This is a genomic window from Streptomyces sp. AP-93, from assembly GCF_022808175.1.
Taxonomy (GTDB): domain Bacteria; phylum Actinomycetota; class Actinomycetes; order Streptomycetales; family Streptomycetaceae; genus Streptomyces.
Genome location: NZ_JALGBX010000034.1, coordinates 42,232 through 69,057, shown reverse-complemented (window position 1 = coordinate 69,057; position 26,826 = coordinate 42,232). Strand labels below are relative to the sequence as shown.

The 26,826-nt window shown below is 71.8% G+C and carries 23 protein-coding genes, 4 tRNA genes, 1 other RNA gene and 1 pseudogene; 16 read left to right on the top strand and 13 right to left on the bottom strand.

Features of this window, described 5'->3' with window-relative positions; genetic code table 11:
* Positions 1–12 precede the first annotated feature (12 nt).
* Together MTF69_RS43205 and MTF69_RS38115 are read right to left on the bottom strand one after the other, a co-directional pair.
* Positions 13–807, bottom strand: a complete 795-nt coding sequence (locus MTF69_RS43205; protein WP_279346764.1) for a class I SAM-dependent methyltransferase — start codon at positions 805–807, stop codon at positions 13–15.
* A 300-nt stretch (positions 808–1,107) separates the two neighbouring features.
* Positions 1,108–1,803, bottom strand: a complete 696-nt coding sequence (locus MTF69_RS38115) for a hypothetical protein (RefSeq protein ID WP_243341182.1) — start codon at positions 1,801–1,803, stop codon at positions 1,108–1,110.
* Between the two features lie 385 nt (positions 1,804–2,188).
* Here MTF69_RS38115 and MTF69_RS38110 point away from each other — a divergent pair, with 385 nt between their 5' ends.
* Both MTF69_RS38110 and MTF69_RS38105 read left to right on the top strand, forming a co-directional pair.
* Entirely contained in the window at positions 2,189–2,464 is a 276-nt protein-coding gene (locus MTF69_RS38110; protein WP_243341181.1) for a hypothetical protein, read from the top strand.
* A complete protein-coding gene (locus tag MTF69_RS38105; RefSeq protein WP_243341180.1) occupies positions 2,461–2,889 on the top strand; it encodes a type II toxin-antitoxin system VapC family toxin in 429 nt (142 codons plus the stop codon). Before MTF69_RS38110 ends, MTF69_RS38105 begins: the two co-directional genes overlap by 4 nt.
* Before the next feature lie 132 nt (positions 2,890–3,021).
* Here MTF69_RS38105 and MTF69_RS38100 read toward each other — a convergent pair.
* A tRNA-Ser gene (locus MTF69_RS38100) sits at positions 3,022–3,109 on the bottom strand.
* Positions 3,110–3,284: 175 nt separating this feature from the next.
* Here MTF69_RS38100 and ffs point away from each other — a divergent pair.
* The 6 genes from ffs (at position 3,285) to MTF69_RS38070 (ending at position 11,614) form a co-directional block, all read left to right on the top strand.
* Positions 3,285–3,383: signal recognition particle sRNA small type (gene ffs, locus MTF69_RS38095), an RNA gene on the top strand.
* Between the two features lie 55 nt (positions 3,384–3,438).
* Positions 3,439–5,664: a DNA polymerase III subunit gamma and tau gene (locus MTF69_RS38090; protein ID WP_243341179.1), complete on the top strand. Its 2,226-nt coding sequence runs from the start codon at positions 3,439–3,441 to the stop codon at positions 5,662–5,664.
* Between the two features lie 60 nt (positions 5,665–5,724).
* The gene (gene purD / locus MTF69_RS38085; protein WP_243341178.1) at positions 5,725–6,978 is read left to right on the top strand and encodes a phosphoribosylamine--glycine ligase; all 1,254 of its coding nucleotides are present in this window, start codon (positions 5,725–5,727) and stop codon (positions 6,976–6,978) included.
* A gap of 319 nt (positions 6,979–7,297) precedes the next feature.
* A complete protein-coding gene (locus MTF69_RS38080; RefSeq protein ID WP_243341177.1) occupies positions 7,298–8,920 on the top strand; it encodes a hypothetical protein in 1,623 nt (540 codons plus the stop codon).
* Positions 8,921–9,145: 225 nt separating this feature from the next.
* A complete protein-coding gene (locus tag MTF69_RS38075) occupies positions 9,146–10,633 on the top strand; it encodes a N,N-dimethylformamidase beta subunit family domain-containing protein (protein ID WP_243341176.1) in 1,488 nt (495 codons plus the stop codon).
* Positions 10,634–10,711: 78 nt separating this feature from the next.
* Positions 10,712–11,614, top strand: a complete 903-nt coding sequence (locus MTF69_RS38070; RefSeq protein WP_243341175.1) for a phosphoribosylaminoimidazolesuccinocarboxamide synthase — start codon at positions 10,712–10,714, stop codon at positions 11,612–11,614.
* 119 nt (positions 11,615–11,733) lie between these two features.
* Here the strand turns inward: MTF69_RS38070 and MTF69_RS38065 are convergent.
* From MTF69_RS38065 to MTF69_RS38040, 6 genes are all read right to left on the bottom strand, one after another.
* Positions 11,734–11,806, bottom strand: a tRNA-Gly gene (locus MTF69_RS38065).
* A 24-nt stretch (positions 11,807–11,830) separates the two neighbouring features.
* The gene (locus MTF69_RS38060; protein ID WP_243341173.1) at positions 11,831–12,442 is read right to left on the bottom strand and encodes a response regulator transcription factor; all 612 of its coding nucleotides are present in this window, start codon (positions 12,440–12,442) and stop codon (positions 11,831–11,833) included.
* Entirely contained in the window at positions 12,439–13,683 is a 1,245-nt protein-coding gene (locus tag MTF69_RS38055) for a sensor histidine kinase (protein WP_243341171.1), read from the bottom strand. Before MTF69_RS38055 ends, MTF69_RS38060 begins: the two co-directional genes overlap by 4 nt.
* Before the next feature lie 140 nt (positions 13,684–13,823).
* A tRNA-Gly gene (locus tag MTF69_RS38050) sits at positions 13,824–13,896 on the bottom strand.
* Positions 13,897–13,975: 79 nt separating this feature from the next.
* Positions 13,976–14,047: transfer RNA gene (locus MTF69_RS38045), tRNA-Gly, on the bottom strand.
* Positions 14,048–14,133: 86 nt separating this feature from the next.
* Positions 14,134–14,451 (bottom strand): Lsr2 family protein, encoded by a 318-nt coding sequence (locus tag MTF69_RS38040; RefSeq protein WP_243341169.1) that lies wholly within the window; start codon positions 14,449–14,451, stop codon positions 14,134–14,136.
* A 354-nt stretch (positions 14,452–14,805) separates the two neighbouring features.
* Between MTF69_RS38040 and purS the strand changes: the two genes are divergently transcribed.
* From purS to MTF69_RS38010, 6 genes are all read left to right on the top strand, one after another.
* Positions 14,806–15,057, top strand: a complete 252-nt coding sequence (purS, locus tag MTF69_RS38035; protein ID WP_008740952.1) for a phosphoribosylformylglycinamidine synthase subunit PurS — start codon at positions 14,806–14,808, stop codon at positions 15,055–15,057.
* Positions 15,058–15,059: 2 nt separating this feature from the next.
* On the top strand, positions 15,060–15,740 hold the full coding sequence (gene purQ, locus MTF69_RS38030; RefSeq protein WP_243341167.1) for a phosphoribosylformylglycinamidine synthase subunit PurQ: 681 nt from the start codon (positions 15,060–15,062) through the stop codon (positions 15,738–15,740).
* On the top strand, positions 15,737–17,986 hold the full coding sequence (gene purL, locus MTF69_RS38025; protein ID WP_243341165.1) for a phosphoribosylformylglycinamidine synthase subunit PurL: 2,250 nt from the start codon (positions 15,737–15,739) through the stop codon (positions 17,984–17,986). Before purQ ends, purL begins: the two co-directional genes overlap by 4 nt.
* Before the next feature lie 90 nt (positions 17,987–18,076).
* Positions 18,077–18,631 (top strand): hypothetical protein, encoded by a 555-nt coding sequence (locus MTF69_RS38020; RefSeq protein ID WP_243341163.1) that lies wholly within the window; start codon positions 18,077–18,079, stop codon positions 18,629–18,631.
* A gap of 46 nt (positions 18,632–18,677) precedes the next feature.
* The gene (locus tag MTF69_RS38015; RefSeq protein WP_243341162.1) at positions 18,678–19,469 is read left to right on the top strand and encodes a maleylpyruvate isomerase family mycothiol-dependent enzyme; all 792 of its coding nucleotides are present in this window, start codon (positions 18,678–18,680) and stop codon (positions 19,467–19,469) included.
* 38 nt (positions 19,470–19,507) lie between these two features.
* Positions 19,508–20,335 (top strand): META domain-containing protein, encoded by an 828-nt coding sequence (locus MTF69_RS38010; RefSeq protein ID WP_243341160.1) that lies wholly within the window; start codon positions 19,508–19,510, stop codon positions 20,333–20,335.
* An 11-nt stretch (positions 20,336–20,346) separates the two neighbouring features.
* On the opposite strand, the pseudogene MTF69_RS38005 reads toward MTF69_RS38010, so the two are convergent.
* Together MTF69_RS38005 and MTF69_RS43945 are read right to left on the bottom strand one after the other, a co-directional pair.
* A pseudogene (locus tag MTF69_RS38005) lies at positions 20,347–21,800 on the bottom strand (sulfatase-like hydrolase/transferase).
* A 56-nt stretch (positions 21,801–21,856) separates the two neighbouring features.
* Positions 21,857–21,952, bottom strand: a complete 96-nt coding sequence (locus MTF69_RS43945; protein WP_323187867.1) for a putative leader peptide — start codon at positions 21,950–21,952, stop codon at positions 21,857–21,859.
* Between the two features lie 159 nt (positions 21,953–22,111).
* Between MTF69_RS43945 and purF the strand changes: the two genes are divergently transcribed.
* Complete coding sequence (purF, locus tag MTF69_RS38000) at positions 22,112–23,629, top strand: amidophosphoribosyltransferase (protein ID WP_243341158.1); 1,518 nt, start codon at positions 22,112–22,114, stop codon at positions 23,627–23,629.
* A 164-nt stretch (positions 23,630–23,793) separates the two neighbouring features.
* Positions 23,794–24,864 carry a phosphoribosylformylglycinamidine cyclo-ligase gene (purM, locus tag MTF69_RS37995; RefSeq protein WP_243341157.1) on the top strand — a complete coding sequence of 357 codons (1,071 nt, stop codon included), beginning with the start codon at positions 23,794–23,796 and terminating at the stop codon, positions 24,862–24,864.
* 158 nt (positions 24,865–25,022) lie between these two features.
* On the opposite strand, the gene MTF69_RS37990 is transcribed toward purM, so the two are convergent.
* Both MTF69_RS37990 and MTF69_RS37985 read right to left on the bottom strand, forming a co-directional pair.
* Positions 25,023–25,289 (bottom strand): DUF3073 domain-containing protein, encoded by a 267-nt coding sequence (locus MTF69_RS37990; RefSeq protein WP_243341155.1) that lies wholly within the window; start codon positions 25,287–25,289, stop codon positions 25,023–25,025.
* Positions 25,290–25,605: 316 nt separating this feature from the next.
* The gene (locus MTF69_RS37985) at positions 25,606–26,733 is read right to left on the bottom strand and encodes a Glu/Leu/Phe/Val dehydrogenase (protein ID WP_308401508.1); all 1,128 of its coding nucleotides are present in this window, start codon (positions 26,731–26,733) and stop codon (positions 25,606–25,608) included.
* Positions 26,734–26,826: the final 93 nt, after the last annotated feature.

Here is a 26,826-nt window from a genome sequence, read left to right as displayed (position 1 = left end):
CCTCCCATGCAGTCACAGCTTCCGCCGCCCCGCACCTCGTCCGGGTCCGCGCGGCAAGGACCGCGTCCGTGAGGCCAGCCGGGTGGCGCGAAGGACGTCCGCTTCCGGCGAGGCCGTGCCCTCCAGCCGGAAGCCCGCGTCCGCCAGCTCCGTCTCCAGCGCACCCGAGGTCATCGGCCACACGTGGAAGGTCTCCTCCGCCCGGCGCACCACCCGGCCCTGCCGGTGCACCCGGTACGAGTAGGCGTACCGGATCCGTTCCCCGTCGGGGCATTCGGTGAGCCAGCCGGCGTAGGTGTCGGATCCGACCCGCGCCTCGCCCAGCAGCCGGCGTCGCGGGCAGTCCGGCACCTGGCCCGGTGGGCGGTCGAGGAACAGCAGGCCGTCGGGTACCAGCCAGGCGGCGAGTGCCCGCCACACCGCAGGGCGTTCGGGGGGAGACAGACAGGCGATCACCCGGAGGCACACCGCGAGGTCCGCCTGCCCTTCGAGGTCGTACGCGATCCCCTGAGCCGGGCAGGCGTGGACGGTCACCCGGTCGGCGACCGACCTGTCGGCTGCCGCCAGCCGGGAGAGCAGCACCGAGCGCATCGCCGTCGCCGGCTCCACCGCGTGCACCGGTACCGACGAGGCGCGCGCGAGCACCTCGGTGACCAGGCCGGTGCCGGCGCCGAGTTCCACGATGCCTACCACGGCCTCGGCGGCGGGCGCGGCCAGCGCCGCCGCGTGCCGCTGGTACGCCGCCCGGTGCAGGATGTCGTAGAACTCCGCCGACACGCCGTAGGCATCGTCATGCCGTCCGCACATCGGGCAACGGGCCCCCTTCGGACCCGACGACTCGGCCACCGGTACCTCCACCCGTCCATCATCACCGCGCCGGGCCCCGGACCGCAGGACAGCCGGGAACGAGGCCGGAACTGAGACCGCGGTGTCGGATGCACGCCCTCAAGGTCGGGCCCTGAGCGCTGTCGGCGCCGCCCCGATCCATGAGACGCGCCGCCCCGCAAGAACGGATGAGACGCAGGCCACGGTCGGCTGCTCGCCCGCGCAACGCCAGCGCTACCTCGACGGGCATACGCACGGGACCGTATCGGCGACGATCTCGGATCAGGAGGCCCCGGTCGAGTGCCCATCGCGCCCCCGGTTCGAGGACGGGGCCAGGGGTCCCGAACACGATGGCCTGCGGCTGCCTCGGCGCAGACCCTGCACGGTGGGCCGGCAGCTTCCGTGTGACCGCGGGCGCTCGTGCCGGCACTTCGGCAATGACTTCGGGGTCGCTGTGGTGCGCGACGAGGGCGCCATGCGCTGCTGCTTGGTGCCGGGCGGCTTGATCCCCAGCGCCGCCAGTATGCCGCGCAGCTCGTCGGAGGTCATGTCCGCCAGCAGCTCCGCAAGTGGTGCGTCCAGCCCGAGCGGCGCGTCCCACGCCTGCCGCAACGGTGCCGTCGTGTGGAGCCTTCCGTTGTGGTCCGGCCAGACCAGCGCGTGCCCGGCCAGAGTCTCCAGGACCGCTTCCAGTGCGAGGCCGGCCGCACCCGCCGTCGCTCCCAGCAGCCTCGCCAGGGTTTCGCGCGACGCGGTCGTCCCGAGCGCCGCCACGGCCTCGGCCACCTGCAAGTCGGGCAGGGTGAGCAGGGGCAGCGCGCGTGCCACCGACCCCGGCCGCTGAAGTCGGTCCGCCAGCTCCCCCACCGAGCGAGGCTCCGGAGGGGCCGCGGTGTCGTTCCGTGTCGCGAGCACGCGTGCCAGGCGCGGGCCGTCGAGACCGCTCAGCCAGGCTGTCAGCGTTGATCCGGACGCCATGGAAACCTCTCCTCCGGCCAGGAAACGGGCCGCGGCCGGACCTGGGCCAGTCCGACACCGGGCTCAAGGATGGCCCATCCGGTGGGTGTGGACGTCTCGCAAGGCGAAAGATCCCCGCCCCGGGTGACGTCGAGCCGCGGACGCGCCCCGAGCGGTCTGTGGGGGAGGCGTCCCCCCGTAGCCGGCTTCGTCCAGCTGGTTCCCAACCAAAGGGGGCCGTCGCTCACGCAGCGGGCTGCGGCTGCCCGGACACGGCGGGCGGCGACTCGGCGGCTGCGTTCTGTCAAAGCTCGGATTCGGGTCGTTCTCGGCCTTCTCCAGGGTCGTCCGGCCTAGGGTGGTCTTCAGGCATGGGCCCGTGGACCACAGTGTGGAGGAGCCGATCATGAGCACTGCCCCGAATCTGCCGCTCCCGCCGCGCAGACCTGAGGAGCCTCATCCGCTCCGGACGATCCGGGAGATCCGGGAGTCTCTGCCCGAGCAGCAGCTCGGACACTTCGATGCCGAGCTCGCCGACACCGACATCGATGCCCTGCCCGACATGCTCCACCGCTGGGCGACCCTGGGCGGCGACGGGTTTCTCGAACGGCTCACGACGGCCCCGTTCGAGGGGCTGGAGTTCGGGCAGCGGTCCTACGACGACGAGGCGGATGGCGAGTGATCTATCTGCTCGACACCAATGTGGTCGCCGAGATCACCACCCGGCCGAAGCCTGCCCCGGCCGTCGTCGCCTGGGCTCGGTCTGTCCCAGCTCCTGCCCTCTATCTGAGCGTCATCACGATCGCGGAGATCGAGGCGGGCATCCCGGGGGCGCCGGATTCGGTGCGGCGTACCGCTTTCGAGCGGGCGCTCGCGGACATCCGTGATCAGTACCGCGACCGGATCGCCGCCGTCGGAGAGCGGGAGGCGCTCGCCTACCTCGCTCTTCACCGAAGGCTCAAGAGTGCCGGGACCAGCATCGATCCCCCCGATGCGCTGATCGCCGCCACCGCGCTGGCGAACGACTGGACACTGGTGAGCCGCAACATCAAGCATCTGGCGCGATCGGGCGCACTCCTGCTGAACCCTTGGGAGCACGAGGGATAGGCCATCGAAGTCGAAATGTGGCGGATCGTCCGGTTGTGCGGCAAATAAATGAGACCAGAACTGAGACCACGGAACGCAAAGAGCCCCACCGCAAGCGGTGGGGCTCTTCAACGTATTGCCCGGTGAGAGCAATGGCGGAGGATACGAGATTCGAACTCGTGAGGGGTTGCCCCCAACACGCTTTCCAAGCGTGCGCCCTAGGCCACTAGGCGAATCCTCCGCGGCAAACAATACAAGACGTTGAGGGGTGCTCGCGAACGTGATCGTCGAGCGGGCTCGGGCCGGGGTCCGGGCCGGGGTCCGGGCCGGGGTCCAGGTCGGGGTCCGGGTCGGAGGTGCGGGGAGTCCGGCCGGGGTCCGGCTCGATTCCGGGGCCCTCCATCCGCTAGGGTGGGGCCAGCCCCTCACGTGGCGCTATCTCACCCAACTCCCCCAGGGCCGGAAGGCAGCAAGGGTAAGTGGGCTCTGGTGGGTGCGTGGGGGGCGCTTTGCGTTCCGGGACGGCTCTGCGGGCCGCTGTTGTCGGTGGGCCCGGATAACCTCGTATACGTGTCGTCCCTTGCGCTGTACCGCCGCTACCGCCCCGAGTCGTTCGCCGAGGTCATCGGTCAGGAGCATGTCACTGACCCGCTGATGCAGGCGCTGCGCAACAACCGGGTCAATCACGCGTACCTGTTCAGTGGGCCGCGAGGCTGTGGCAAGACCACCAGCGCGCGCATCCTCGCCCGCTGCCTGAACTGCGAGCAAGGCCCCACGCCCACCCCCTGCGGGGAGTGCCAGTCCTGCAAGGACCTCGCGCGCAACGGGCCGGGGTCCATCGACGTCATCGAGATCGACGCGGCCTCGCACGGTGGTGTGGACGACGCCCGTGACCTGCGCGAGAAGGCCTTCTTCGGGCCCGCCTCCAGCCGGTACAAGATCTACATCATCGACGAGGCGCACATGGTCACCCCGGCGGGCTTCAACGCCCTGCTGAAGGTGGTCGAGGAGCCGCCGGAGCACCTCAAGTTCATCTTCGCCACGACCGAGCCCGAGAAGGTCATCGGCACCATCCGGTCCCGGACCCACCACTACCCCTTCCGGCTCGTGCCCCCCGGCACCCTGCGGGACTACCTCGGCGAGGTCTGCGGCCGCGAGGGCGCCCACGTCGAGGAGGGCGTGCTGCCGCTCGTCGTGCGCGCCGGCGCCGGCTCCGTCCGTGACTCCATGTCCGTCATGGACCAGCTCCTGGCCGGCGCCGCCGAGCAGGGTGTGACGTACGCCATGGCCACCTCGCTCCTCGGGTACACCGACGGGACGCTCCTCGACGCCGTCGTGGACGCGTTCGCCGCCGGGGACGGGGCCGCCGCCTTCGAGATCGTGGACCGGGTGGTGGAGGGCGGCAACGACCCGCGCCGCTTCGTCGCCGACCTGCTGGAGCGGCTGCGCGACCTGGTGATCCTGGCCGCCGTGCCCGACGCCCGGGAGAAGGGGCTCATCGACGCCCCCGCCGACGTGGTCGAGCGGATGCAGGCCCAGGCCTCCGTCTTCGGGGCCGCCGAGCTGTCCCGCGCCGCCGATCTGGTCAACACGGGGCTCACGGAGATGCGCGGAGCCACCTCGCCCCGGCTGCAGCTGGAGCTGATCTGCGCCCGCGTGCTGCTGCCCGCCGCCTTCGACGACGAGCGTTCCGTGCAGGCGCGCCTCGACCGGCTGGAGCGCGGCGGCGCGGCCTCCGCCGCGGCTGCCTTCGCCCCGGCCCCCGCCATGGGCTACGTGCCCGGGCCGGAGGCCCACGCCATGGCCCCCGCGGCCGTACGGCCCCCCGCGCCGCCGGCTCCGGTCCACCAGGCTCCGGTCCACCAGGCCCCGGCCCCGGTGGCTCCGCCCGAGCCGGTGGCCCCCGCGTCCCCCGCAGCCCCCGCAGCCCCCGCTCCGGCCCCGGCCGCCGCCCCCGGCGCCTGGCCCGGAGCCGCGCAGCCCGGCGGCGGCGCCCCCGGTGCCTGGCCCGGCGCGGCCACCCCCGGCGCCCCCGCGGCTCCCGCTCCCGCACCGGCGGCGCCCGCCGCCCCCGCCGCGGGCGCCTGGCCCGGCGCCGCCACACCCGGCGCCCCGGTGGCTCCCCAGGCGGCCCCCGCCCCGGCCGCCCAGGCCTCCGCCCCGGCGGCGCCCGCCGCCCCGGCACCCGGCATGGCCGCCGGCGCCGGGCAGATCCAGGCCATGTGGCCGGCCGTCCTGGACGCCGTCAAGAACCGCCGCCGCTTCACCTGGATCCTGCTCAGCCAGAACGCCCAGGTCGCCGGCTTCGACGGCACCACCCTGCAGCTCGGCTTCCCCAACGCCGGAGCCCGCGACAACTTCGCGAGCAGCGGCAGCGAGGACGTCCTCAAGGCGGTGCTCGCCGAGCAGTTCCAGGTCACCTGGAAGATCGAGGCCGTGGTCGGCGGCGGAGCCCAGCCCATGGCACCGGTGTCCGCGTCCTCCTACGGCGCTCCGCCCGCGCCCGCCTACAACCAGCCGCCGGCCCAGCAGGCCCCGCAGCCGCAGCAGCCTCAGCAGCCCCAGCAGTCGTACCAGCAGCAGCCACAGCAGTCCCAGCCGCCGCAGCAGTCGTACCAACAGCAGCAGTCCCAGCAGCACCAGCCGCCCACCCACCAGGCGCCCCCGCCCGTCGCCCCCGAGGACGACATCGCGGAGGCCGACGACCCGGACCTCGTCGACACCGCACTGAGCGGACACGACCTGATCGTGCGCGAGCTCGGAGCCACCGTTGTAGAGGAATATACGAACGACTAGGGGGCCCGACTTGGGTGCCCGCACGAAGGGCACCCGGGAACGCGGGCTAGTCTTCATCGGGTGAAGGTCCTCGTCATCGGCGGCGGCGCCCGCGAACATGCCCTGTGCCGCTCTCTGTCCCTCGATTCCGACGTCAACGCGCTGTACTGCGCTCCCGGCAACGCCGGCATCGCCGAGGTGGCCGAGCTCCGCCCCGTCGACCCGCTCGACGGCGCAGCCGTCGCCCGCCTCGCCACCGAGCTCCACGCCGACCTCGTCGTCGTCGGCCCGGAGGCCCCGCTCGTCGCCGGGGTCGCCGACGCCGTGCGCGCGGCCGGCATCCCCGTCTTCGGCCCGTCCGGCGAAGCCGCGCAGCTGGAGGGTTCCAAGGCCTTCGCCAAGGACGTGATGGCCGCCGCCGGCGTCCCGACGGCCCGCAGCTACGTGTGCACCACGCCGGAAGAGGTGGACGAGGCCCTCGACGCCTTCGGCGCCCCGTACGTGGTCAAGGACGACGGCCTCGCCGCCGGCAAGGGCGTCGTGGTCACCGACGACCGGGCCGCCGCCCGCGCCCACGCGCTGGGCTGCGACCGGGTGGTCATCGAGGAGTTCCTCGACGGCCCCGAGGTCTCCCTCTTCGCCATCACCGACGGCGTCACCGTGCTGCCGCTCCAGCCCGCGCAGGACTTCAAGCGCGCCCTCGACGGCGACGCGGGCCCCAACACCGGCGGCATGGGCGCGTACTCCCCGCTCCCCTGGGCCGACCCGAAGCTCGTCGACGAGGTCATGGCCTCCGTCCTGCAGCCCACCGTGGACGAGCTGCGCCGCCGCGGCACCCCCTTCTCCGGGCTGCTCTACGCGGGCCTCGCGATCACCTCGCGCGGGACGCGGGTCATCGAGTTCAACGCCCGCTTCGGCGACCCCGAGACCCAGGTGGTCCTGGCCCGCCTGCGCACCCCGCTCGCGAGCGTGCTGCTGAACTCCGCCAACGGCACCCTGGACACGCTGCCCCCGCTCAGCTGGCGCGAGGACGCGGCCGTCACCGTGGTCATCGCCTCCCACAACTACCCGGAGACCCCGCGCACGGGAGACCCCATCACGGGCCTGGCCGAGGTGGCCGAGATGGACGCCCCGCACGCGTACGTCCTGCACGCCGGGACCCGCAGCGAGGGCGACGAGGTCGTCAGCGCGGGCGGACGCGTGCTGTCGGTGACGGCGACCGGTTCAGATCTGGCGGAGGCCCGGGACAGGGCGTATAAGGCGGTCGCGCGGATCGGGCTCGACGGCTCGCAGTACCGCACGGACATCGCGGCGAAGGCCTCACAACAGCGCTGAACAGCGCTGAACAGCGCTGATCAGCGGGATTCCACGGAAGCGGGCCCGGTGCGCACTCGGTGCGGCCGGGCCCGCGCGCATGCTCGCGTGCGAGTGCATCCAGCCGCGTTCGAACGCACCCAGCTTTACCCAAAGCCATTCCATCGGGTGATCGTCACCCGGTCTGCCTGACGGCCGCCTCCGCCCCAACTATGGTGCGGCGCAAGCATTCCGGCTCTCATTCCGGCACATGGCCCACCGGCATTGCGATGTCAGTGGCTGGTGTCACAGTGGGGGAGTGAGCAACGCCGCCGCATGGCAGAGGGGGTGAGGTCCGGCCGTGTCCGGAACCGGTTCGATCGCTGAAGTGGGTACGCCGTCCGCGCGTTCCCGTGCCTTGGCCGTGCTGCGTGTGCGCAGCAGGGCACTGGCCGTCGGGCTGCTGCCCGCCGCGCTGGCCGTGGTGCTGGTGAGCGCCCGTACGACGGGCCGGCTCGCCGGTGACCCGTGGCCGGCCGTGACCCTGGCCGTGTGCGCCGTCGCCGCGTTCGTCCTGCTCGTCGGCGGGATCTTCGCCGCCGTCGTGCTGCGGGCGAGCCCCGCCATGACCCCGACCGTCCCGCTGTCGGAGTCCGCCGCCCCCGATCTCTACCGGCTCGTGCGGGACCTGGCGGACCGGATGGACGTTCCGGCGCCCTCCGCGATAGCCCTGACCCCCGACTGCGACAGCTGGCTGGAGGACCGTACGCACGCGGCGCACCGCCGCGCCCGCGGCCGGACGCTCATATCAGGCGGGGCCGGTGGGGCCGCCGGAGCCGGAGGCCCGGAGTCCGAGCCCGGCGCCGCCCCGGTGCTGGTGATCGGCTCGCCGTTCCTGTGGTGGATGAGGGTCGCCGAGCTCCGCGCCGTCCTCGCGCCCGTCGTCGCCGGTACGGGGCCCTCGGCGCACCCGGACATAGCCGACGCACGCGGATTCGTACGGGGCCTCGACGCCGCCGTGGACGTGGGCGGCCGGCGCTTCCTCGGCTGGATCGCCGCCCCCGCCCGGCTGCTGCTGCGGCTGTGCAGGGTGGACGCCGCCGAGATGGAGCGCGGGGTCGCCGCCGCCGCCTCGGACCGTGCACAGGGTGTGGACTACGCGCTGCGCATCGTCGCCCAGGAGCAGGTCGGGCTGGCGTACGCCGGCTGGGACCGGCTGCTGACCCGCGTCGCGCTGCCCGCCTGGCGGATGGGCCGCTGGCCCGCGCACCTGGATGCGGGCGTCGTCTCCGCACTGACCGAGCTCTCCCGCCGCGACCGGCTGGCCGACGGGTTCACCTCGCGCCTGGGCGAGCGCCCCGCGTGCGATCTGCTGGACCAGCCGGGTGCGGTGGACGAGGCCGCCTCGCTGCTGGCGGCGCGGCTGTTCCACGGCGGACCGGCCGAAGCCGGTCCGGACTGGTCGCCGGTGGACTGGGCGGCCTATCCGGAGGAGGTCGTCGACCGCAAGTGGCGCACGGAGGCGGCCCGCCTGCTGGCCGCCCTGGACGCGGTGTCGGCTCCGTCGGTGCCCGCCGCGTCCACGGTGGAGCGGGTGCTGACCCACCTCGCGGACGCCGATGCCGACGCCCTTGCGGGCCGGCTGAGCGGTGACCTGGCACGGGAGGCCGTGCCCGCCCTGGCCGCCTCCGCGGGCCGCGGGGCCGACGCCCTGCCGCTGTTCCCGCTGGAGGCTCCGCGCAGCGGGCGGGACCTGCTGGCGGACCACGTCGTGGCGCTGGTGTGCTGCGCCGCCGTCGACTCCGCCGGGGGCGAGCCCGGTCTGGACTGGCTGGACGGGCCCGTCCTGCTGGTCGCCGGGGTGCGGCGGGCGGACCTCGCCGGACCGGTGCTGTCGCTCGTCGAGGACCGGGACCCCGGCCCGCTCCGGGAGTGGCTCGCGGAGGTCGGCGTGCGCCCCGAGAAGCCCGTCCGCCTGGTCTAGCCCCGGGCCCGCCGGCGTCGGCCCCTCTTCGGGTGCCGGCCCCCCGGGTCCCGCCCCCTGGGGTCCCGGCCCCCCGGGCCCCTCAGGCCCCCCGAGCCCCAGGACTGGGCGCGGGCGGGGTCTCCGTTGAACTTTTCGCGACGAACGGTGACGGAGTGCGTGCGTTATGTGATGTGCTGGGGATCGGTCACGGCATTCGGGGGAGCAAGGGAGGGGAGCAGCGGTATGGGTGCGGAGCAGATCCGGCGTTGGGAGTCAGGTGCGCTCGCGCACGCGGTGACCGATCCCTTCGGCCAGGGCCCCCTGCCGTGGTTCCGGGGGAGCGAGCTCTACTACGACGACAACGGACAGGTCGTGCCCTGGTACGTGGACCCGGCCGTCGCCGCCGGACCCGGGCAGCAGATCCCCGCCGCCCGTGGCGCGGGCGGCCCCCGCACCGCCGACGACGTGCACCGGCAGATCAAGGGGTTCACCTCCACCGGAGCCGTCGCGCCCGGTGAGGCCATCGACTTCCACATCACCGTGGATCCGCCCCAGCAGTTCTCTGTGGACGTCTACCGCATCGGGCACTACGGCGGCGACGGCGCCTCCAAGATCACCACCAGCCCCCGGCTCTCCGGCATCGTCCAGCCCGCGCCCCTGACCGCGGACCGCACCGTCTCCTGCCACCACTGGTGGCTCTCCTGGCGGCTCCAGGTCCCCTCGTACTGGAGCATCGGCGCCTATGTGGCGGTCCTGACGACGGCCGACGGATACCGCTCGCACATCCCCTTCACGGTGCGCGACGACCACCCGGCCGATCTGCTGCTCCTGCTGCCCGACATCACCTGGCAGGCCTACAACCTCTACCCGGAGGACGGCCGAACAGGCGCGAGCCTCTACCACGCCTGGGACGAGGAGGGCCGGCTGCTCGGCGAGCGCGACGCCGCCATCACCGTCTCCTTCGACCGCCCCTACGCCGGCGCGGGCCTGCCCCTGCACGTGGGCCACGCCTACGACTTCATCCGCTGGGCCGAGCGCTACGGCTACGACCTCGCCTATGCCGACGCCCGCGACCTGCACGCCGGCCGCGTCGACCCCACCCGCTACCGTGGCCTGGTCTTCCCCGGCCACGACGAGTACTGGTCCGGCCCCATGCGCCGCACCGTCGAGCGCGCCCGCGACCACGGCACCTCGCTCGTCTTCCTCTCCGCCAACACCATGTACTGGCAGGTCGAGCTCTCCCCGTCGCCCTCCGGGGTCGACGACCGGCTCCTCACCTGCCGAAAACGCCGCGGCCCCGGCCGCCCCAGCCTCTGGCGCGAGGTGGACCGCCCGGAGCAGCAGCTGCTCGGCATTCAGTACGCGGGACGGGTGCCCGAGCCCGCGCCCCTCATCGTGCGCAATGCCACGCACTGGCTCTGGGACTCCACCGGAGCCGCCGAGAACGACGAACTGCCCGGCCTGGTCGCGGGCGAGGCCGACCGGTACTTCCCGCGCACGCAGCTCCCCGAGCACCAGAGCCGGATCCTGCTCGCGCACTCCCCGTACGAGGACGCCGACGGCCACCGCCGCCACCAGGAGACCTCCCTCTACCGGGCTCCCAGCGGCGCGCTCGTCTTCGCGTCGGGAACCTTCGCCTGGTCCCCGGCCCTCGACCGCCCCGGGCACGTGGACGAGCGGGTCCAGCGGGCCACCGCCAATCTCCTCGACCGCATCTGCAAGAGGGACTGACCCGGCCCCGTTGTCCCCGCATCCGGACCGGTACGGGAGAATGAGCCGCGCGCTCGTACAGAACCACAGGGAGACTCCGTGCCCGGATTCGTCGAAAAGCCCGAGCCGGTCCAGGTGCCCGGCCTCGTCCACCTCCACACCGGCAAGGTCCGCGACCTCTACCGCGACGAGGACGGCCGTCTCGTCATGGTCGCCAGCGACCGCATCTCCGCCGCCGACTGGGTGCTGCCCACCGAGATCCCGGACAAGGGCCGGATCCTGACCCAGCTCTCCCTGTGGTGGTTCGACCAGCTCGCGGACCTCGTCCCGAACCACGTGATCAGCGCCGAGCTGCCCGCCGGCGCCCCCGCCGACTGGGCCGGCCGCGCCCTGGTCTGCCGGAACCTCGACATGGTCCCCGTCGAGTGCGTGGCCCGCGGCTACCTGACCGGCTCCGGCCTCGCCGAGTACGAGAAGACCCGTACGGTCTGCGGACTGGGCCTGCCCGAGGGACTGGTCGACGGCTCCGAGCTGCCCGGCCCGATCTTCACCCCGGCCGCCAAGGCCGAGGTCGGCGAGCACGACGAGAACGTCTCCTACGAGGAGGTCGCGCGCACCCAGGGCGCCGAGACGGCCGCCCGGCTGCGCCAGACCACCCTCGCCGTCTACGGCCGGGCCCGGGACATCGCCCGCGACCGCGGGATCATTCTGGCGGACACCAAGTTCGAGTTCGGCTTCGACAAGGACGGCAACCTGGTCGCCGCCGACGAGGTGCTGACCCCGGACTCCTCCCGCTTCTGGCCGGCCGACCTGTGGGAGCCGGGCCACAGCCAGCCGTCCTTCGACAAGCAGTACGTCCGCGACTGGCTGTCCTCCCCGGCCTCCGGCTGGGACTCCAAGGGCGAACTCCCGCCGCCCGCCCTCCCGCAGGAGGTCGTGGAGCAGACCCGCTCCCGGTACGTCGAGGCTTACGAGCGGCTCACCGGTCACACCTGGTCCTGAAGCGAAGCGCGGCGAAGGGGCCCCGGCAACGGGGCCCCGGAACCGGGCCTGAACCGGTCCGGAACCGGTCCGGGAACGAAAGAAGCCCCGGTCCGAGGACCGGGGCTTCTTCACTGCTGAGCGGACAACGCGACTCGAACGCGCGACATCCACCTTGGCAAGGTGGTGCTCTACCAACTGAGCTATGTCCGCAGGTGCGCCGTAGCGCGAGAACTACTATACCCAACCCCGGGACCGCGCGAGACGCACTGCCGTGTGCCGGTTCTCGGCGCCCAGCTTCGTCGCCGCCGAGGACAGGTAGTTCCGTACCGTCCCCGGGGACAGCGAGGCCCGCTCCGCGATCTCCGCGATCGGCGCCCCGTCCCCCGCCAGTTCCAGCACCTCGGCCTCGCGGGCGGTCAGCGGGGAGTCGCCCGCGCTGATCGCGTCGGCCGCCAACTCCGGGTCCACGTAACGGCCTCCGGCGTGCACGGTGCGGATCAGTTCGGCCAGCCGCTGCGCCGAAACGGTCTTCGGCGCGAAGGCCCGTACGCCCGCGGCGAGGGCCCGCTTCAGATGCCCGGGCCGCCCGTGGCTGGTCACGATCATGGTTTTGCAGTCGGGGAGTTCGGCCCGCAGGGATGTGGCCACGCTCACACCGTCGGCCCCCGGCATCTGCAGGTCCAGCACCGCCACGTCCGGCCGGTGGGCCCGCGCCATCGCGAGCGCCTCGGGCCCCGAGGCGGCCTCGGCGACGACCAGCAGATCGTCCTCCAGTCCCAGCAGCGCGGCGAGCGCACCCCGGATCAGGTGTTCGTCGTCGGCCAGCAGTACGCGTACGGGGCTCATGCCCGCGCCTCCAGTTCTCGGATCGGCCCGGCCGCCGGGCCGGGAATCTGCGCCCGCAGCCGGAACCGGCCGCCGTCCACCGGGCCGGCTTCCAGCGTGCCGTCCAGCACCGCGAGCCGTTCCCGCAGGCCCGCGAGCCCCGAGCCCGGCGGCCCCGCCGGGGCCTTGGGGGCCCCGTCGTTCTCCACCACCAGGGTGAGCGCGCCCGAGGGGCCCGCCGTCAGCCGGATCACGCAGCTGCGGGCGTCGCCGTGCCGCAGCACGTTCGTCGTGGCCTCGCGCACCACCCAGCCGAGCGCCGACTGGGCCTCGGCGGGCAGCTCGCGGCCCTGTTCGTACTCGACCAGGCAGTCCATCCCGGCCGCGTGCAGCACCCCGCGCGCACCTTCCAGCTCTACCGCGAGGTTCGCCTCCCGGTAGCCGCGGATCACGTCGCGGACCTCCTTCTGGGACTCCCGGGCGATCCGCTGAACCTCGATCATCTGGTCGACGGCCTCGGGGCGTTCGCGCCGCGCGAGCTGCACGGCCAGCTCGCTCTTGAGGGCGATCACCGCCAGATTGCGGCCCATCACGTCGTGCAGGTCCCGGCCGAACCGCAGCCGCTCCTCGGCCACCGCGAGCTGCGCCTGGACCTCGCGGGCCCGGTCCAGCTCGTACACGGTGTCGAGCAGCCAGCCGGAGAACCCGCAGGCCGCGCAGAGCAGGGCGCTGGTCAGCAGCACCCCGACGGCCACCCCCGCGGACTCACCGGCCGAGATGTCGAAGGCGAGGGAGACCAGGCCGACGAAGGCGGCGGTGGCCGGGGCCACGTGGCGCATCTGGCGGACCTTGCGCAGGCACAGGACGAGCGTGCCGCTGGTGAAGCAGCTCATGCCGGCGACGAGGGTCGTGGGCACCGCCGGGTCGCTGATGAGCCCGGCTGCGCGCACGCCGAGGACGCCCAGGGTGGCGGCGGCGGTCAGGGCGGTGACGGCGACCGCGAGCCGCACCGGCCGCTCGCGCAGGCCCAGGATCCAGTCGACCGACCGGGAGGAGAGGAAGCCGACGAGCAGGGAGTGCGCGCACACCATGAGGAAGAGCGCGACCGGCACCACCGCCGAGCCCTTTCCGGCGGTCGAGCCCAGCACGGTCAGTCCGATCGACGTGATCTCGATGACCACGAAGAAGTGGAACGACCAGCGCGTGTACAGCTCGACCTTCCCCGCGCTGCTGCGGTTCTTCCACCAGCCGCTGAGTTTCATGGCCCCAGTCTCGCGGGCTCCGGGCCGGGGAGGCCATGACACCTGTCATGGATCTCGGTGCCGGGATCTCGGGGCCGGGATCTCCGATAACCGGGCATACGACAAAGGCCCCGGTCAATGACCGGGGCCTTCATACGCTGAGCGGACGACGCGACTCGAACGCGCGACATCCACCTTGGCAAGGTGGTGCTCTACCAACTGAGCTACGTCCGCATGCTTCCCACGGCGAAACTGCCGTGCGATGCGTGCATCACTCTACCTGATCCACAACCGTGGTCGGTAAAGCGAGCAGAGCGGGTGACAGGGATCGCACACTGCGCCTTCCCCCTGGAAGGGGGATGTTCTGCTACTGAACTACACCCGCACGACTTCGGGGTCTGACCTGCGGCCGCGCCCCTTGGCGTGATCCACACACTAGCGGACCGGTGGGGGTGGATGGCAAATCGGCTCTCAGTGCGCGGCGTTGTACTCCTCGTAGATCTTCTTGGGGATCCGTCCGCGCGGCGGGACGTCGCGCTGGTGGGAGCGGGCCCAGGCCCGGACGACCGCCGGGTCGGGGGCGATGGCGGTGTGCTTGAAGGTCTTCCCGGAGCGGGCCTGCCGGCGGCCGGCGGCCACGAACGGGGCGAGGCTCTTCCGCAGTTTCTTTGCGTTGGCCACATTGAGGTCGATCTCGTACGACTTACCGTCCAGCCCGAAGACGACCGTTTCCGATGCATCTCCGCCATCGATGTCGTCGGAGATCGTGACTACTACGCGCTGCGCCACGGATATCGGTCCCTTCGTGCGACGCCGCTCCCGCTGACGTGCGCGGACGGAGCGGTGATGCCGCCTGTGTGGATGTTTCGGAGGAATGCATCTTTCTGGCGTCGCCGTGCACCGAAAAATGCCGGTGCATCGGAGGAATCCTTTGTACCCCGATTCTCATTGCATTGCGAAGCCCAGTTAATTATCTCCGCGTGTCCCGCCGCAATCCCGGACGCGTGGTTTTCCGGCGGATTTTGCGAAGCGTTGGTGAAGCGGAAACGACCGGAGGATCGTACAAGAGCGATATCTACCCGCGTAGAAATTTCCTCCAGGTACGCTGAGGGAACCGCCTTCGCACCAACCACCTCATCGGGAGTGCCAGTGGCACGCGTCGTAGTCGACGTCATGCTCAAGCCGGAGATCCTCGACCCCCAGGGCCAGGCGGTGCAGCGTGCACTGCCGCGCCTGGGCTTCGAAGGGATCGCCGACGTCCGCCAGGGGAAGCGCTTCGAACTGGAGGTGGAGGGACCGGTCGACCAGGCCGCCCTCGACCGCATCCACAAGATGGCCGAAACCTTCCTCGCCAACACCGTCATCGAAGACTTCACCGTGAAGGTCGAGGCCTGACGGTGACCACTCGCATCGGAGTCGTCACGTTCCCCGGAACGCTCGACGACCGTGACTCGCTGCGCGCCGTGCGCCTCGCGGGAGCCGAGCCCGTATCGCTCTGGCACCGCGACAAGGACCTCCACCAGGTCGACGCGGTCGTCCTCGCGGGCGGCTTCTCCTACGGGGACTACCTGCGCGCCGGAGCCATCTCCCGCTTCTCGCCGGTGATGGAGAGCATCATCGAGCAGGCCAAGGGCGGCATGCCCGTCCTCGGCATCTGCAACGGCTTCCAGATCCTCACCGAGGCCCACCTGCTGCCGGGGGCGATGCTCCGCAACAACCACCTGCACTTCATCTGCCGCGACCAGAAGCTGCGGGTGGAGAACACGGAGACCGCCTGGACCGGTGACTACACCGCCGGCGAGGAGATCTCCGTACCGCTCAAGAACATGGACGGCCGCTACGTGGCCGACGAGCGGGTGCTGGACGAACTGGAGGCCGAAGGCCGCGTGGCCTTCCGGTACGTGGACGTCAACCCGAACGGCTCGCTGCGCGACATCGCCGGCATCACCAACGCCGCGGGCAACGTCGTCGGCCTCATGCCGCACCCCGAGCACGCGGTCGAGCCGCTGATCGGGACGGGCCGCACCGACGGCCTCCCGTTCTTCACCTCGGTCCTGAAGAAGCTGGTCAGCGCATGAGCCTCGACACCGTCAAGAACGCCACCGAGACCCCGGACGCCTCCCAGCCCTGGAAGGAACTCGGCCTCAAGGAGGACGAGTACGCCCGGATCCGCGAGATCCTCGACCGCCGTCCCACCGGCGCCGAGCTCGCCATGTACTCCGTCATGTGGTCCGAGCACTGCTCGTACAAGAGCAGCAAGGTCCACCTGAAGCAGTTCGGCGAGAAGGTCCCGCAGAACGACGTGATGCTCGTCGGGATCGGCGAGAACGCCGGGGTCGTCGACGTCGGCCAGGGCTACGCGGTCACCTTCAAGGTCGAGTCGCACAACCACCCGAGCTACATCGAGCCCTACCAGGGCGCGGCCACCGGCATCGGCGGCATCGTCCGCGACATCCTTGCGATGGGCGCCCGCCCGGTCGCGGTCGTGGACCCGCTGCGCTTCGGCGCGGCCGACCACCCCGACACCAAGCGCGTCCTGCCGGGCGTCGTCGCGGGCATCGGCGGCTACGGCAACTGCCTGGGCCTGGCCAACATCGGCGGCGAGGTCGTCTTCGACGCCTGCTACCAGGGCAACCCGCTCGTGAACGCCGGCTGCATCGGCGTCATGAAGCACGAGGACATCCACCTCGCCAAGGCCTCCGGCCCGGGCAACAAGGTCATCCTCTACGGCGCCCGCACCGGCGGCGACGGCATCGGCGGCGTCTCGGTCCTCGCCTCGGAGACCTTCGACGACACCAAGCCCACCAAGCGCCCCGCCGTGCAGGTCGGCGACCCCTTCCAGGAGAAGCTCCTCATCGAGTGCACCCTGGAGATCTTCAAGGAGAAGCTGGTCGCGGGCATCCAGGACCTCGGCGGCGCCGGGCTCTCCTGCGCCACGAGCGAGCTGGCCTCCGCCGGTTCCGGCGGCATGCGCGTCGAGCTGGACACCGTCCCGCTGCGCGACGCGACGCTCTCGCCCGAGGAAATCCTCATGAGCGAGTCGCAGGAGCGCATGTGCGCGATCGTGGAGCCGCAGTACGTGGACCGCTTCATGGAGATCTGCGAGAAGTGGGACGTCATCGCCACCGTCATCGGTGAGGTGACCGAGGGCGAGCGCCTGGAGATCTTCTGGCACGGCGAGCTCATCGTGGACGTGCCCCCGGGCACCGTCGCGCACGAGGGCCCCGTCTACCACCGCCCGTACGCCCGCCCGGAGTGGCAGGACGCGCTCCAGGCCGACGACGCCGGCAAGCTGCCCCGCCCGCAGACCTCCGAGGAGCTCCGCGCGCAGGTCCTGGCCCTGGTCTCCTCCCCGAACCAGGCCTCCAAGTCCTGGGTCACCGACCAGTACGACCGCTTCGTGCAGGGCAACACGGTGCTCTCGCAGCCCGAGGACGCCGGCATGGTCCGCATCGACGAGGAGACCAACCTCGGCGTGGCCATGTCCACGGACGGGAACGGCCGCTTCGCCAAGCTCGACCCGTACGCGGGCGCGCAGCTCGCGCTGGCGGAGTCGTACCGCAACGTGGCCGCGACCGGCGCCAAGCCGATCGCGATCTCGAACTGCCTGAACTTCGGCTCCCCCGAGGACCCGGACGTCATGTGGCAGTTCGCCGAGGCCACCCGCGGTCTCGCGGACGGCTGTCTGGAGCTGGGCACCCCGGTGACCGGCGGCAACGTCTCCCTCTACAACCAGACGGGCGACATCGCGATCCACCCGACCCCGGTCGTGGCGGTCCTCGGTGTGATCGACGACGTCAACCGCCGTACGCCGATGGCGTTCGCGGAGGCCGGCCAGCTCCTGTACCTGCTCGGCGACACCGCCGAGGAGTTCGGCGGCTCCGCCTGGTCCGAGGTGGTCCACCAGCACCTCGGCGGCCTGCCGCCCAAGGTGGACCTGGGCCGCGAGAAGCTCCTCGCGGAGATCCTCATCTCGGCCTCGCGCGACGGCATGATCGACGCCGCGCACGACCTGTCCGACGGCGGCGCGATCCAGGCGCTCACCGAGTCCTGCCTGCGCGGCGGCAACGGTGCGCGGATCGTGGTGCCGGAGGCGCTGGACGCCTTCACCTTCCTGTTCTCCGAGTCCGCGGGCCGGGCCATCGTGGCCGTCCCGCGCAGCGAGGAGCTCCGCTTCACCGACATGTGCGGTGCGCGGGGCCTGCCGGCGAGCCGGATCGGTGTGGTCGACGGCGAGGAGATCGAGATCCAGGGCGAGTTCACCCTCCCCCTGGCGGAGCTCCGTACCGCCCACGAGACCACGATCCCGGCGCTGCTCGCCTGAGCCCGGAGGTTCCCGAGCCCCCGTCCGGTTTCCCGGGCGGGGGCTCGGCCGTGTCCGGCATGATGCCCCGAACGGAGCAAGGGGGGGCGGATGTCCGAGAAGAGGAGCCGAAGGCTCGGTACGGGCGGAGTGGTCGGTCTGGTCGTGTGCGTGGCGGCTCTGGCCGTCGGCGGCTGGTTCGTCTACGGGGCGTACGAGATCCGCCAGGACAGCCGGGCGGAGATCACCGAGGCCTGCGAGGGGCTGGTGGACCCGGACGCGGTGATGCGGTTCGGCGGAGGCGGGCGCAAGGTGGACTCCACCGGCACGGGGGGCCAGGTGTGCGTGCTGCGCCGGGCGGTGACCTTCGAGGGGCAGGAGGAGATGGCCGAGTACTTCTCGCTCAAGGTGGTCGCCTCCAAGGACGCCGAGCCGGGCGAAAGCCGGTTCGACCTCGGGATCCGCAGCGTCGAGGTGACCGCGAAGTGCGCCGACCCGGTCAAGGCCGCCGGGGTGACCTCCCTGCGGGTGACCGCCGTGCGCGAGGGTGACCTCGCGACCCGCGGCGAGCCCGGGGCCCTGGCGGCGCTGGCCCGCGAGGCGGCCCTGCGCGCTGCGGCGAAGGCCGGGTGCGAGACCACGCTGCCCGCGGCCCCCACGACCTGACGGCTACGGGACCCCGGGCGGGCGGCGGCGGCGTAAGGTCGGCCCCATGCCGCCCGCCAAGAAGAAGCCGCGTACCTACGACCACGCCAGGACACGTACGGCCGTCCTCGCGCAGTTCGGGCACGTACAGGACGCCGTACGGGAGTTGGACCCCGAGCGGCTGGCCCGCCCCAGCGGGGTCGGGCACTGGTCCGTCGCGGAGCTGGCCGCGCACATCGCGTGGATCGCCGACTCGCTGGCGGGCGGCCTCGCCCGGCCGCCCGCCGCCGTCGCCGAACTGTCCGCCGCCGAATGGCCCTTCGCGACGGCCTCGCTCGCCGGGAAGATCGCCGAGGCCGCGAAGGAGACCCTGGAGGGCGCCCCGCTCGCCGAGCTCTACGACCGGGCCGGCGCCCGCCTGGCCGAGGCGCTCGACGCGAACCCGGGCGGGCGCGTACTGGACCTGTGGATCGGGGCCATGACCCTGGCCGACTTCCTGGTCACCCGCACCGTCGAGCTGGTCGTCCACACCGACGACCTGCGCCGCGCCACCGGACTGGACATCCCCGTGGACCGCCAGGCCCTGGCGGCCTGCACCCGGCTGCTCGCCGACGCCCTCGCGCTCAAGGCGCCGGGCGGGGCGGTGGAGTTCCGCGTCCCGCCGTTCGCGGTGGTGCAGTGCGTCGAGGGACCCCGGCACACCCGCGGCACCCCGCCGAACGTGGTGGAGACCGACCCGCTGACCTGGATCCGGCTCGCCACCGGCCGTACGAGCTGGGCCGAAGCACTGGACGTGGCCCAGGTCCGGGCCAGCGGCGAGCGCGCCGACCTCTCGGCGCTGCTCCCCCTGATGAGCTGATCCGGGAACCGGTTCGCAGCCGGCCGCGTCCCACCGGCATGCGTACGCTGCCGCTCGTCCCCGCCGCCCTGGTCGCCGTACTCGCGCTGTCCGCCACCGCCACCGCCTGCGGTGACGACGGCGCCGCGCCGGGGACGCCCCCCGCCCGCGGGTTCTCCGGATCCTGGTCGGTCGAGAGCCTCACCGTCGACGGCAAGACGCTGCGGGCCCCGGCCGCCGCCCGGCTGTCCGTGGAGCGCGGCAAGGGCTACGAGGCCGAAGCCACCGGCAACTACGGCTGCAACGGCTTCACCGCCGCGGTGATCTTCGACTCGGCGGCCGTCATGACGGTGTCGCCCGGCGCCCACACCGACATGGCCTGCCCCGACCTGCCGTTCGAGACGGCCTTCGCCAGGCTCTTCCGGGGCCCGCTGACCGTGGAACAGGGCCAGGAGAAGATCACGCTGAAGACCTCGGACGGGAACACGATCGCCCTGAGCTCGAAGCCCCCGGCCCCCTCGGCCCCGCTCGTCGCCACGCAGTGGACCGTCGATTCCCTGATCAAGGGCGAGACCGCTTCCTCGGTCCCGGCCGGCGCCGAGGGCCGGGCCCGCTTCACCGTGGCCGCGGACGGGAACGTGAGCGGCAACCTCGGCTGCAACCGCTTCAACGCGTCGGCCGCCGTCGAGGGGAACCGGCTGACCGTCGGCCCCCTCACCACCACCCGGATGGCCTGCGAGGGCGGACCCGGAGAGGTCGAGCGGACCCTCACCGAGCTGTTCGGCGGCGGCCCGCTCGACTGGAAGATCCAGGGCGACGCCCTCACGCTCACAGCGCCCGGTTCGGGCACCGGCATCACCGCGAAGGCGGCCTCGGCCGTGGAGTGACCCCCGGCCGCTCAGCCCGGGTACGGCAGCAGCCCGGCGTCCGTCCTCTCCCAGGCCGCCCGCAGTTCGGCCAGCCGGGACGGCTCCAGCGCCGCCTTGTCGGCCTGCTCGCGGATGTCCCCGGCCAGGTTGAAGAGCTGGTCGCGGCCCGCCTTGCCGCGGTAGTACTTCCAGTCCCCGCGGCGCAGCGCCCGCTCCCCGCGCACCCGCCAGAACAGGTTCCGCTCGGCGACCTTCTCGCCGCGCAGCAGGTACCCGGCCAGGCTGACCCCGTCCAGCGGGTACGCCGGGTGCGCGCGGGCGCCCGCCAGTTCCAGCAGGGTGGCCGTCCAGTCCGGGGTGAAGACCGGCACGTGGCTGACCTGGCCGCCGTCGAGCCGGGCGGGCCAGCGCACGATGTTCGGGACGCGGATGCCGCCCTCCTGGAGCGAGGACTTGTTGCCGGCGAGCGGCCAGTTGTGGGAGAAGCGCTCGCCCCCGTTGTCGCTGGAGAAGAAGACCAGGGTGTCCTCCTCCTGGCCGGAGCGCTTCAGCGCCTTCAGCACCTCGCCGATCGAGCGGTCGAGGTCCTCCACCATCTGCTGGTACTTCTCGATGGACCCGCCGTCCTCGTGCCACAGGGCCCGCCGGTCGCCGGCCTTGATCCGGCGCGTGACCTCGGCGCTCGCCCCGGTGTCCCCGTCGGCGATCCACGGCCAGTGCGGGGTGGTGAAGTTGAGGTTCAGCAGCCACGGCTCGTCCCCGTGGTCGCGGGAGACGTACTCACTCGCGCGCTCGGTCAGGATCCGCGTGTAGTAGCGCAGGTCCTTGTACTCGGCGTCGCCCTCGTAGAGGTCGTACGAGCCGTCGCCGGACAGCTTGGAGTAGTACTCCAGGGCCCCGCCGAAGTTGCCGAAGAACTCGTCCCAGCCCGACTTGGTCGGGCTGTAGTCGGGCAGGGAGCCGCAGTGCCACTTGCCTATCAGCGCGGTCGCGTACCCGGATCCGCGCAGCAGCGAGGCCAGCGTCGGGTGGGTCGGCTCCAGGCCCGCCGTCTTGTCGGCGATGGGCTCGGCGAGCCCGCCCCTGGCGCGGCCCGGGAAGGGGGCACCTCCCATGCCCGTTCAGGGCTATGGGGGAGGCCGGTGTACAGGCTGAAGCGGGTCGGGGAGCAGGTCGCGGAGCCCGAGTAGGCGTCGGTGAAGCGGACGCCCTGGCGGGCGAGCCGGTCCAGGTTCGGGGTCTTGATGTGCGGGGAGCCGTAGGAGGACAGGTCGGCCCAGCCGAGGTCGTCCCCGAGGATGAACAGGATGTTCGGGCGGCGGGAACGGCGTCCCCGCTCGGCCCGGAACTCCCGCTCCTGCGGGCTCGCGTGCTGCGCTTCGGCGGGGGGCGCCGCGTGGGCCGGGGCGGCGGCGCCCAGTCCCACCGCCGCTCCGGGCAGCGCGGGACGGCGCAGGGCGCGGCGGAGCGCATGCCGGAGCAAACACGGACGGAAAGCAGCGGGGAAAGGAGAAAAAGAAAAGGAAAACCGGCGTGTGACTACGCAGAACAGCGACAGATGGCGCTGGCGACACGGACGAGGTCCACGTGTCGGCGCGCGACGAGGGTGACGGTGCGGTCACCGAGAGGCTGCATGAGCCGGAGCTTGTACGAAACCACAGGCGACTGTCAACCAGGGCAATCCGGATATTGAGACGACCGGCCTCCGAACAGGTTCCGTCACCCTGCGTGCTGTGACATTTCCCGGGCATCCCCAATTCGGACCAGTGGTCGATCTCGCCTACACTCGGAGACGTGCCTCGTGGTGATGGACGACTCAACCACGACCTGCTCCCCGGCGAAAAGGGCCCCCAGGACGCTTGCGGCGTCTTCGGTGTCTGGGCTCCGGGTGAAGAGGTCGCCAAGCTCACCTACTTCGGACTGTATGCATTGCAGCACCGCGGACAAGAGTCCGCGGGTATCGCTGTGAGCAACGGTTCCCAGATCCTCGTCTTCAAGGACATGGGCCTCGTTTCCCAAGTCTTCGACGAAACCTCTCTCGGCTCGCTCCAGGGTCATATCGCGGTCGGTCACGCCCGCTACTCGACCACTGGCGCCTCCGTCTGGGAGAACGCTCAGCCGACCTTCCGTGCGACCGCCCACGGCTCCATTGCCCTGGGTCACAACGGCAACCTGGTGAACACCGCCGAGTTGGCCGAGATGGTCGCCGACCTCCCCCGTCAGGACGGCCGTGCCACCCAGGTGGCGGCCACCAACGACACCGACCTGGTCACCGCCCTGCTGGCCGGCCAGACGGACGACGACGGCAAGCCCCTGACCATCGAGGAGTCGGCCACCAAGGTCCTCCCGAAGGTGAAGGGCGCCTTCTCGCTCGTCTTCATGGACGAGGGAACGCTCTACACCGCCCGTGACCCGCAGGGCATCCGCCCGCTGGTCCTCGGCCGCCTGGAGCGCGGCTGGGTGGTGGCGAGCGAGACCGCCGCCCTCGACATCTGCGGCGCCAGCTTCGTCCGCGAGGTCGAGCCGGGCGAGCTCATCGCGATCGACGAGAACGGCCTGCGGACCTCTCGTTTCGCGGAAGCAAAGCCCAAGGGCTGTGTCTTCGAGTACGTCTACCTGGCGCGCCCGGACACCGACATCGCCGGCCGGAACGTCTACCTCTCGCGTGTCGAGATGGGACGGCGCCTGGCCAAGGAAGCCCCGGCCGACGCCGACCTGGTGATATCGACGCCGGAATCGGGCACGCCCGCCGCCGTCGGCTACGCCGAGGCCAGCGGGATTCCGTACGGCGTGGGCCTGGTCAAGAACGCCTACGTGGGCCGGACCTTCATCCAGCCCTCGCAGACGATCCGCCAGCTCGGCATCCGCCTCAAGCTCAACCCCCTCAAGGAAGTCATCCGGGGCAAGCGCCTGGTGGTCGTCGACGACTCGATCGTCCGCGGCAACACCCAGCGCGCCCTGGTCAAGATGCTCCGCGAGGCCGGCGCGGCCGAGGTCCACATCCGGATCTCCTCGCCGCCGGTGAAGTGGCCGTGCTTCTTCGGCATCGACTTCGCCACCCGGGCCGAGCTGATCGCCAACGGCATGACGGTCGACGAGATCGCCACGTCGCTGGGCGCGGACTCGCTCTCGTACATCTCGCTCGACTCGATGATCGAAGCGACGACCATCCAGAAGCCCAACCTCTGCCGTGCCTGCTTCGACGGCGTGTACCCCATGGAACTGCCCGACCCGCAGCTCCTGGGCAAGCAGCTCCTGGAGACGGAGCTGGCCGGCGGCACCGACGCCGCCGACGCCCTCCGGCGCCCGTAGGACCCGAGGCGACGCCGGCCGGTCCGCGAGCTCACCCGAGCCCGCGGACCGGCCGGCCCCTCCCCTTCCCCCTCATCCTGCTCAACCTGCGCGGGGCCTTCTCTTTCAGGCTTTTCCAGGGCCTCGCACCACACGCAGCAACGACACGAAAGCTCTCTCCTGTCATGACAGAGAAGACCACCGGTGCCAGCTACGCAGCCGCGGGCGTGGACATCGACGCGGGAGACCGCGCCGTCGAGCTGATGAAGGAGTGGGTGAAGAAGACGCAGCGCCCCGAGGTCCTCGGCGGCCTCGGCGGTTTCGCCGGCCTCTTCGACGCCTCCGCCCTCAAGCGCTACGAGCGCCCCCTGCTCGCCTCCGCCACCGACGGCGTCGGCACCAAGGTGGACATCGCCCGCCGCATGGGCGTGTACGACACCATCGGCCACGACCTCGTCGCGATGGTCATGGACGACATCGTCGTCTGCGGCGCCGAGCCGCTCTTCATGACCGACTACATCTGCGTCGGCAAGGTCCACCCCGAGCGCGTCGCGGCCATCGTCAAGGGCATCGCCGAGGGCTGTGTCCTGGCCGGCTGCGCCCTGGTCGGCGGCGAGACCGCCGAACACCCGGGCCTGCTGGGTCCGGACGACTTCGACGTGGCGGGCGCCGGCACCGGCGTCGTCGAGTTCGACCGGCTGCTGGGCGCGGACCGCATCCGTACGGGCGACGCCGTCATCGCGATGGCGTCCTCCGGTCTTCACTCGAACGGGTACTCGCTGGTCCGCCACGTCCTCTTCGACCGGGCCGGAATGTCCCTGGAGGGCCACGTCGAGGAGCTCGGCCGGACCCTCGGCGAGGAGCTGCTGGAGCCCACCAAGATCTACTCGCTGGACTGCATGGCCCTCACCCGTGCGGCCGACGTGCACGCCTACTCCCACATCACGGGCGGCGGCCTCGCGGCGAACCTCGCCCGGGTGATCCCGGACCACCTGCACGCCACGGTCGACCGCTCGACCTGGACCCCGGGCGCGATCTTCGACCTGGTCGGCAAGGCCGGTCAGGTCGAGCGCCTGGAGCTGGAGAAGACGCTGAACATGGGCGTCGGCATGATGGCCGTGGTCCCGCAGGACTCGGTGGACGTGGCCCTGACGGCCCTGGCCGACCGGGGCGTCGACGCCTGGGTCGCGGGTGAGATCTTGGAGCGCGGCGACCACGCCGAGGGCGCGACGATGACCGGCGACTACGCGAGCTGACCTGTTCGCACGGGCGGGAGCGAGGCTCCCACCCGTGCGAACAGCACGGAAACCCGGCCCGGGGCGATGCCCTGGACCGGGTTTCCGTGCATGTGAAGCTGTGTGCCGCTGCTGAGGATGAGGATCAGCGCACCGCGAGTCCGACGCCGAGTGGCGCGTCAAGCACCGCGACGGTAGACGGACGGACCGGACTCTTCGTCCTCGTCCTCGTCATCGCTGTTGTAGCGCTCCGCGTACTTGGCGTACGGGTCGTCCTCGTCATCATCATCAAGCTCGTCATCGACGACCGGCTCGCTGACAGGCAGCGGTTCCGTGTGCGATGCGCCCAGCTCATTGGCCAGACGCGACAAGTCAGTCCCGCCGCTGCTGTACTTCAGCTGGCGGGCGACCTTCGTCTGCTTGGCCTTTGCCCGGCCGCGCCCCATGGCTCGACCCCCTCGGTGACGGGGCTCGACGGCCCCAGAGTCTGACACGCGTTCATGGTTCGGAGCGGGCTCTCCGTGGAGAGACCGTCCGTAGGGGTTTAACGGTACCTGCTTCCGCGGCCATACGGTACGCCGCCCGCATGACGCGCCCCGGTGCAGTACCAGCAAGGCGCCCCGTCCTCGCTGGTCAGCTGCGATTTTAGCCGTTTCCTGACGAGCGACCCGCCGAAGCGCAGTGAGTTCCGTCTCGCCGCGCCCCGGCGGGCCGCCCAGAAGCCCCATAAGGGCCCCGTGAGGGTCAGGAGGGTCAGGAGGGTCAGACGGTGCGCGTCGCGCTGCGGGCGTCCGCCATCCGCTGCTCGGCGATGCGGTCGGCGGCCGCGGCCGGCGGAATCCCGTCCGCCTTCGCACGTGCGAAGATCTCCAGCGTGGTGTCGAAGATCTTCGCGGCCTTGGCCTTGCAGCGGTCGAAGTCGAAGCCGCGCAGCTCGTCGGCGACCTGGATGACCCCGCCCGCGTTGACCACGTAGTCCGGCGCGTAGAGGATCCCGCGGTCCGCGAGGTCCTTCTCGATGCCCGGGTGGGCGAGCTGGTTGTTCGCCGCACCGCAGACGATCTTGGCGGTGAGCGCGGGCACGGAGTCGTCGTTCAGGGCCCCGCCGAGCGCGCAGGGGGCGTAGATGTCCAGGCCCTCCACGCGGATCAGCGCCTCGGTGTCTGCGACGGCGGTGACCTTGCCCGCGTACTTGTCGACGCTGTGCTTGTCGAGGATGCGCTGCACGGACTCGGCGCGGACGTCCGTGATGACGACCTCGGCGCCGTCCTGCAGCAGGTGCTCGACCAGGTGGTGGCCGACCTTGCCGACACCCGCGACGGCGACCTTGCGGCCGCGCAGGGTCGGGTCGCCCCACAGGTGCTGGGCGCTGGCGCGCATGCCCTGGAAGACGCCGAAGGCGGTGAGGACCGAGGAGTCGCCGGCGCCGCCGTTCTCCGGGGAGCGGCCGGTCGCCCAGCGGGTCTCGCGGGCCACGACGTCCATGTCGGCCACGTAGGTGCCGACGTCGCAGGCGGTCACGTAGCGGCCGCCGAGGGACTCCACGAACCGGCCGTAGGCCAGCAGCAGTTCCTCGGACTTGAGACCGCCTTCTTCCCTGCTGGCGGGGTCGCCGATGATGACGGCCTTGCCGCCGCCGAGGTCGAGCCCGGCGAGCGCGTTCTTGTACGACATGCCGCGCGAGAGGTTCAGCGCGTCGAGGACGGCTTCCTCGTCCGAGGCGTACGCGTGGAACCGCGTACCGCCGAGGGCCGGGCCCAGGGCGGTGGAGTGGATCGCGATGACGGCCTTCAGGCCGGAGGCTCGGTCCTGGCACAGCACGACTTGCTCGTGGCCGCCCTGTTCACTGCGGAACAGGGTGTGCAGGACGCCGTCGGTCATTTCGGTCACGGTGGTGACTCCCATGGATGAGATGCGGCGGGAAAGACGCCCGCCCTGCGGGTGGGGGAGGGCGTGCTGTGAGCAGCGTAAGACCTGCGGAGC

Excerpts from the sequence above, each read along its gene's own strand:
- MTF69_RS38010 (WP_243341160.1), top strand. The coding sequence starts at position 19,508 with ATGCGTACGCTGCCGCTCGTCCCCGCCGCCCTGGTCGCCGTACTCGCG.
- MTF69_RS38075 (WP_243341176.1), top strand. The coding sequence starts at position 9,146 with ATGGGTGCGGAGCAGATCCGGCGTTGGGAGTCAGGTGCGCTCGCGCAC.
- purL (WP_243341165.1), top strand. The coding sequence starts at position 15,737 with ATGAGCCTCGACACCGTCAAGAACGCCACCGAGACCCCGGACGCCTCC.
- MTF69_RS38115 (WP_243341182.1), bottom strand. The coding sequence starts at position 1,803 with ATGGCGTCCGGATCAACGCTGACAGCCTGGCTGAGCGGTCTCGACGGC.
- MTF69_RS38060 (WP_243341173.1), bottom strand. The coding sequence starts at position 12,442 with ATGAGCCCCGTACGCGTACTGCTGGCCGACGACGAACACCTGATCCGG.
- MTF69_RS38110 (WP_243341181.1), top strand. The coding sequence starts at position 2,189 with ATGAGCACTGCCCCGAATCTGCCGCTCCCGCCGCGCAGACCTGAGGAG.
- MTF69_RS38020 (WP_243341163.1), top strand. The coding sequence starts at position 18,077 with ATGTCCGAGAAGAGGAGCCGAAGGCTCGGTACGGGCGGAGTGGTCGGT.
- MTF69_RS37990 (WP_243341155.1), bottom strand. The coding sequence starts at position 25,289 with ATGGGGCGCGGCCGGGCAAAGGCCAAGCAGACGAAGGTCGCCCGCCAG.
- MTF69_RS38055 (WP_243341171.1), bottom strand. The coding sequence starts at position 13,683 with ATGAAACTCAGCGGCTGGTGGAAGAACCGCAGCAGCGCGGGGAAGGTC.
- MTF69_RS43205 (WP_279346764.1), bottom strand. The coding sequence starts at position 807 with ATGTGCGGACGGCATGACGATGCCTACGGCGTGTCGGCGGAGTTCTAC.
- purM (WP_243341157.1), top strand. The coding sequence starts at position 23,794 with ATGACAGAGAAGACCACCGGTGCCAGCTACGCAGCCGCGGGCGTGGAC.
- MTF69_RS43945 (WP_323187867.1), bottom strand. The coding sequence starts at position 21,952 with ATGCAGCCTCTCGGTGACCGCACCGTCACCCTCGTCGCGCGCCGACAC.
- MTF69_RS38015 (WP_243341162.1), top strand. The coding sequence starts at position 18,678 with ATGCCGCCCGCCAAGAAGAAGCCGCGTACCTACGACCACGCCAGGACA.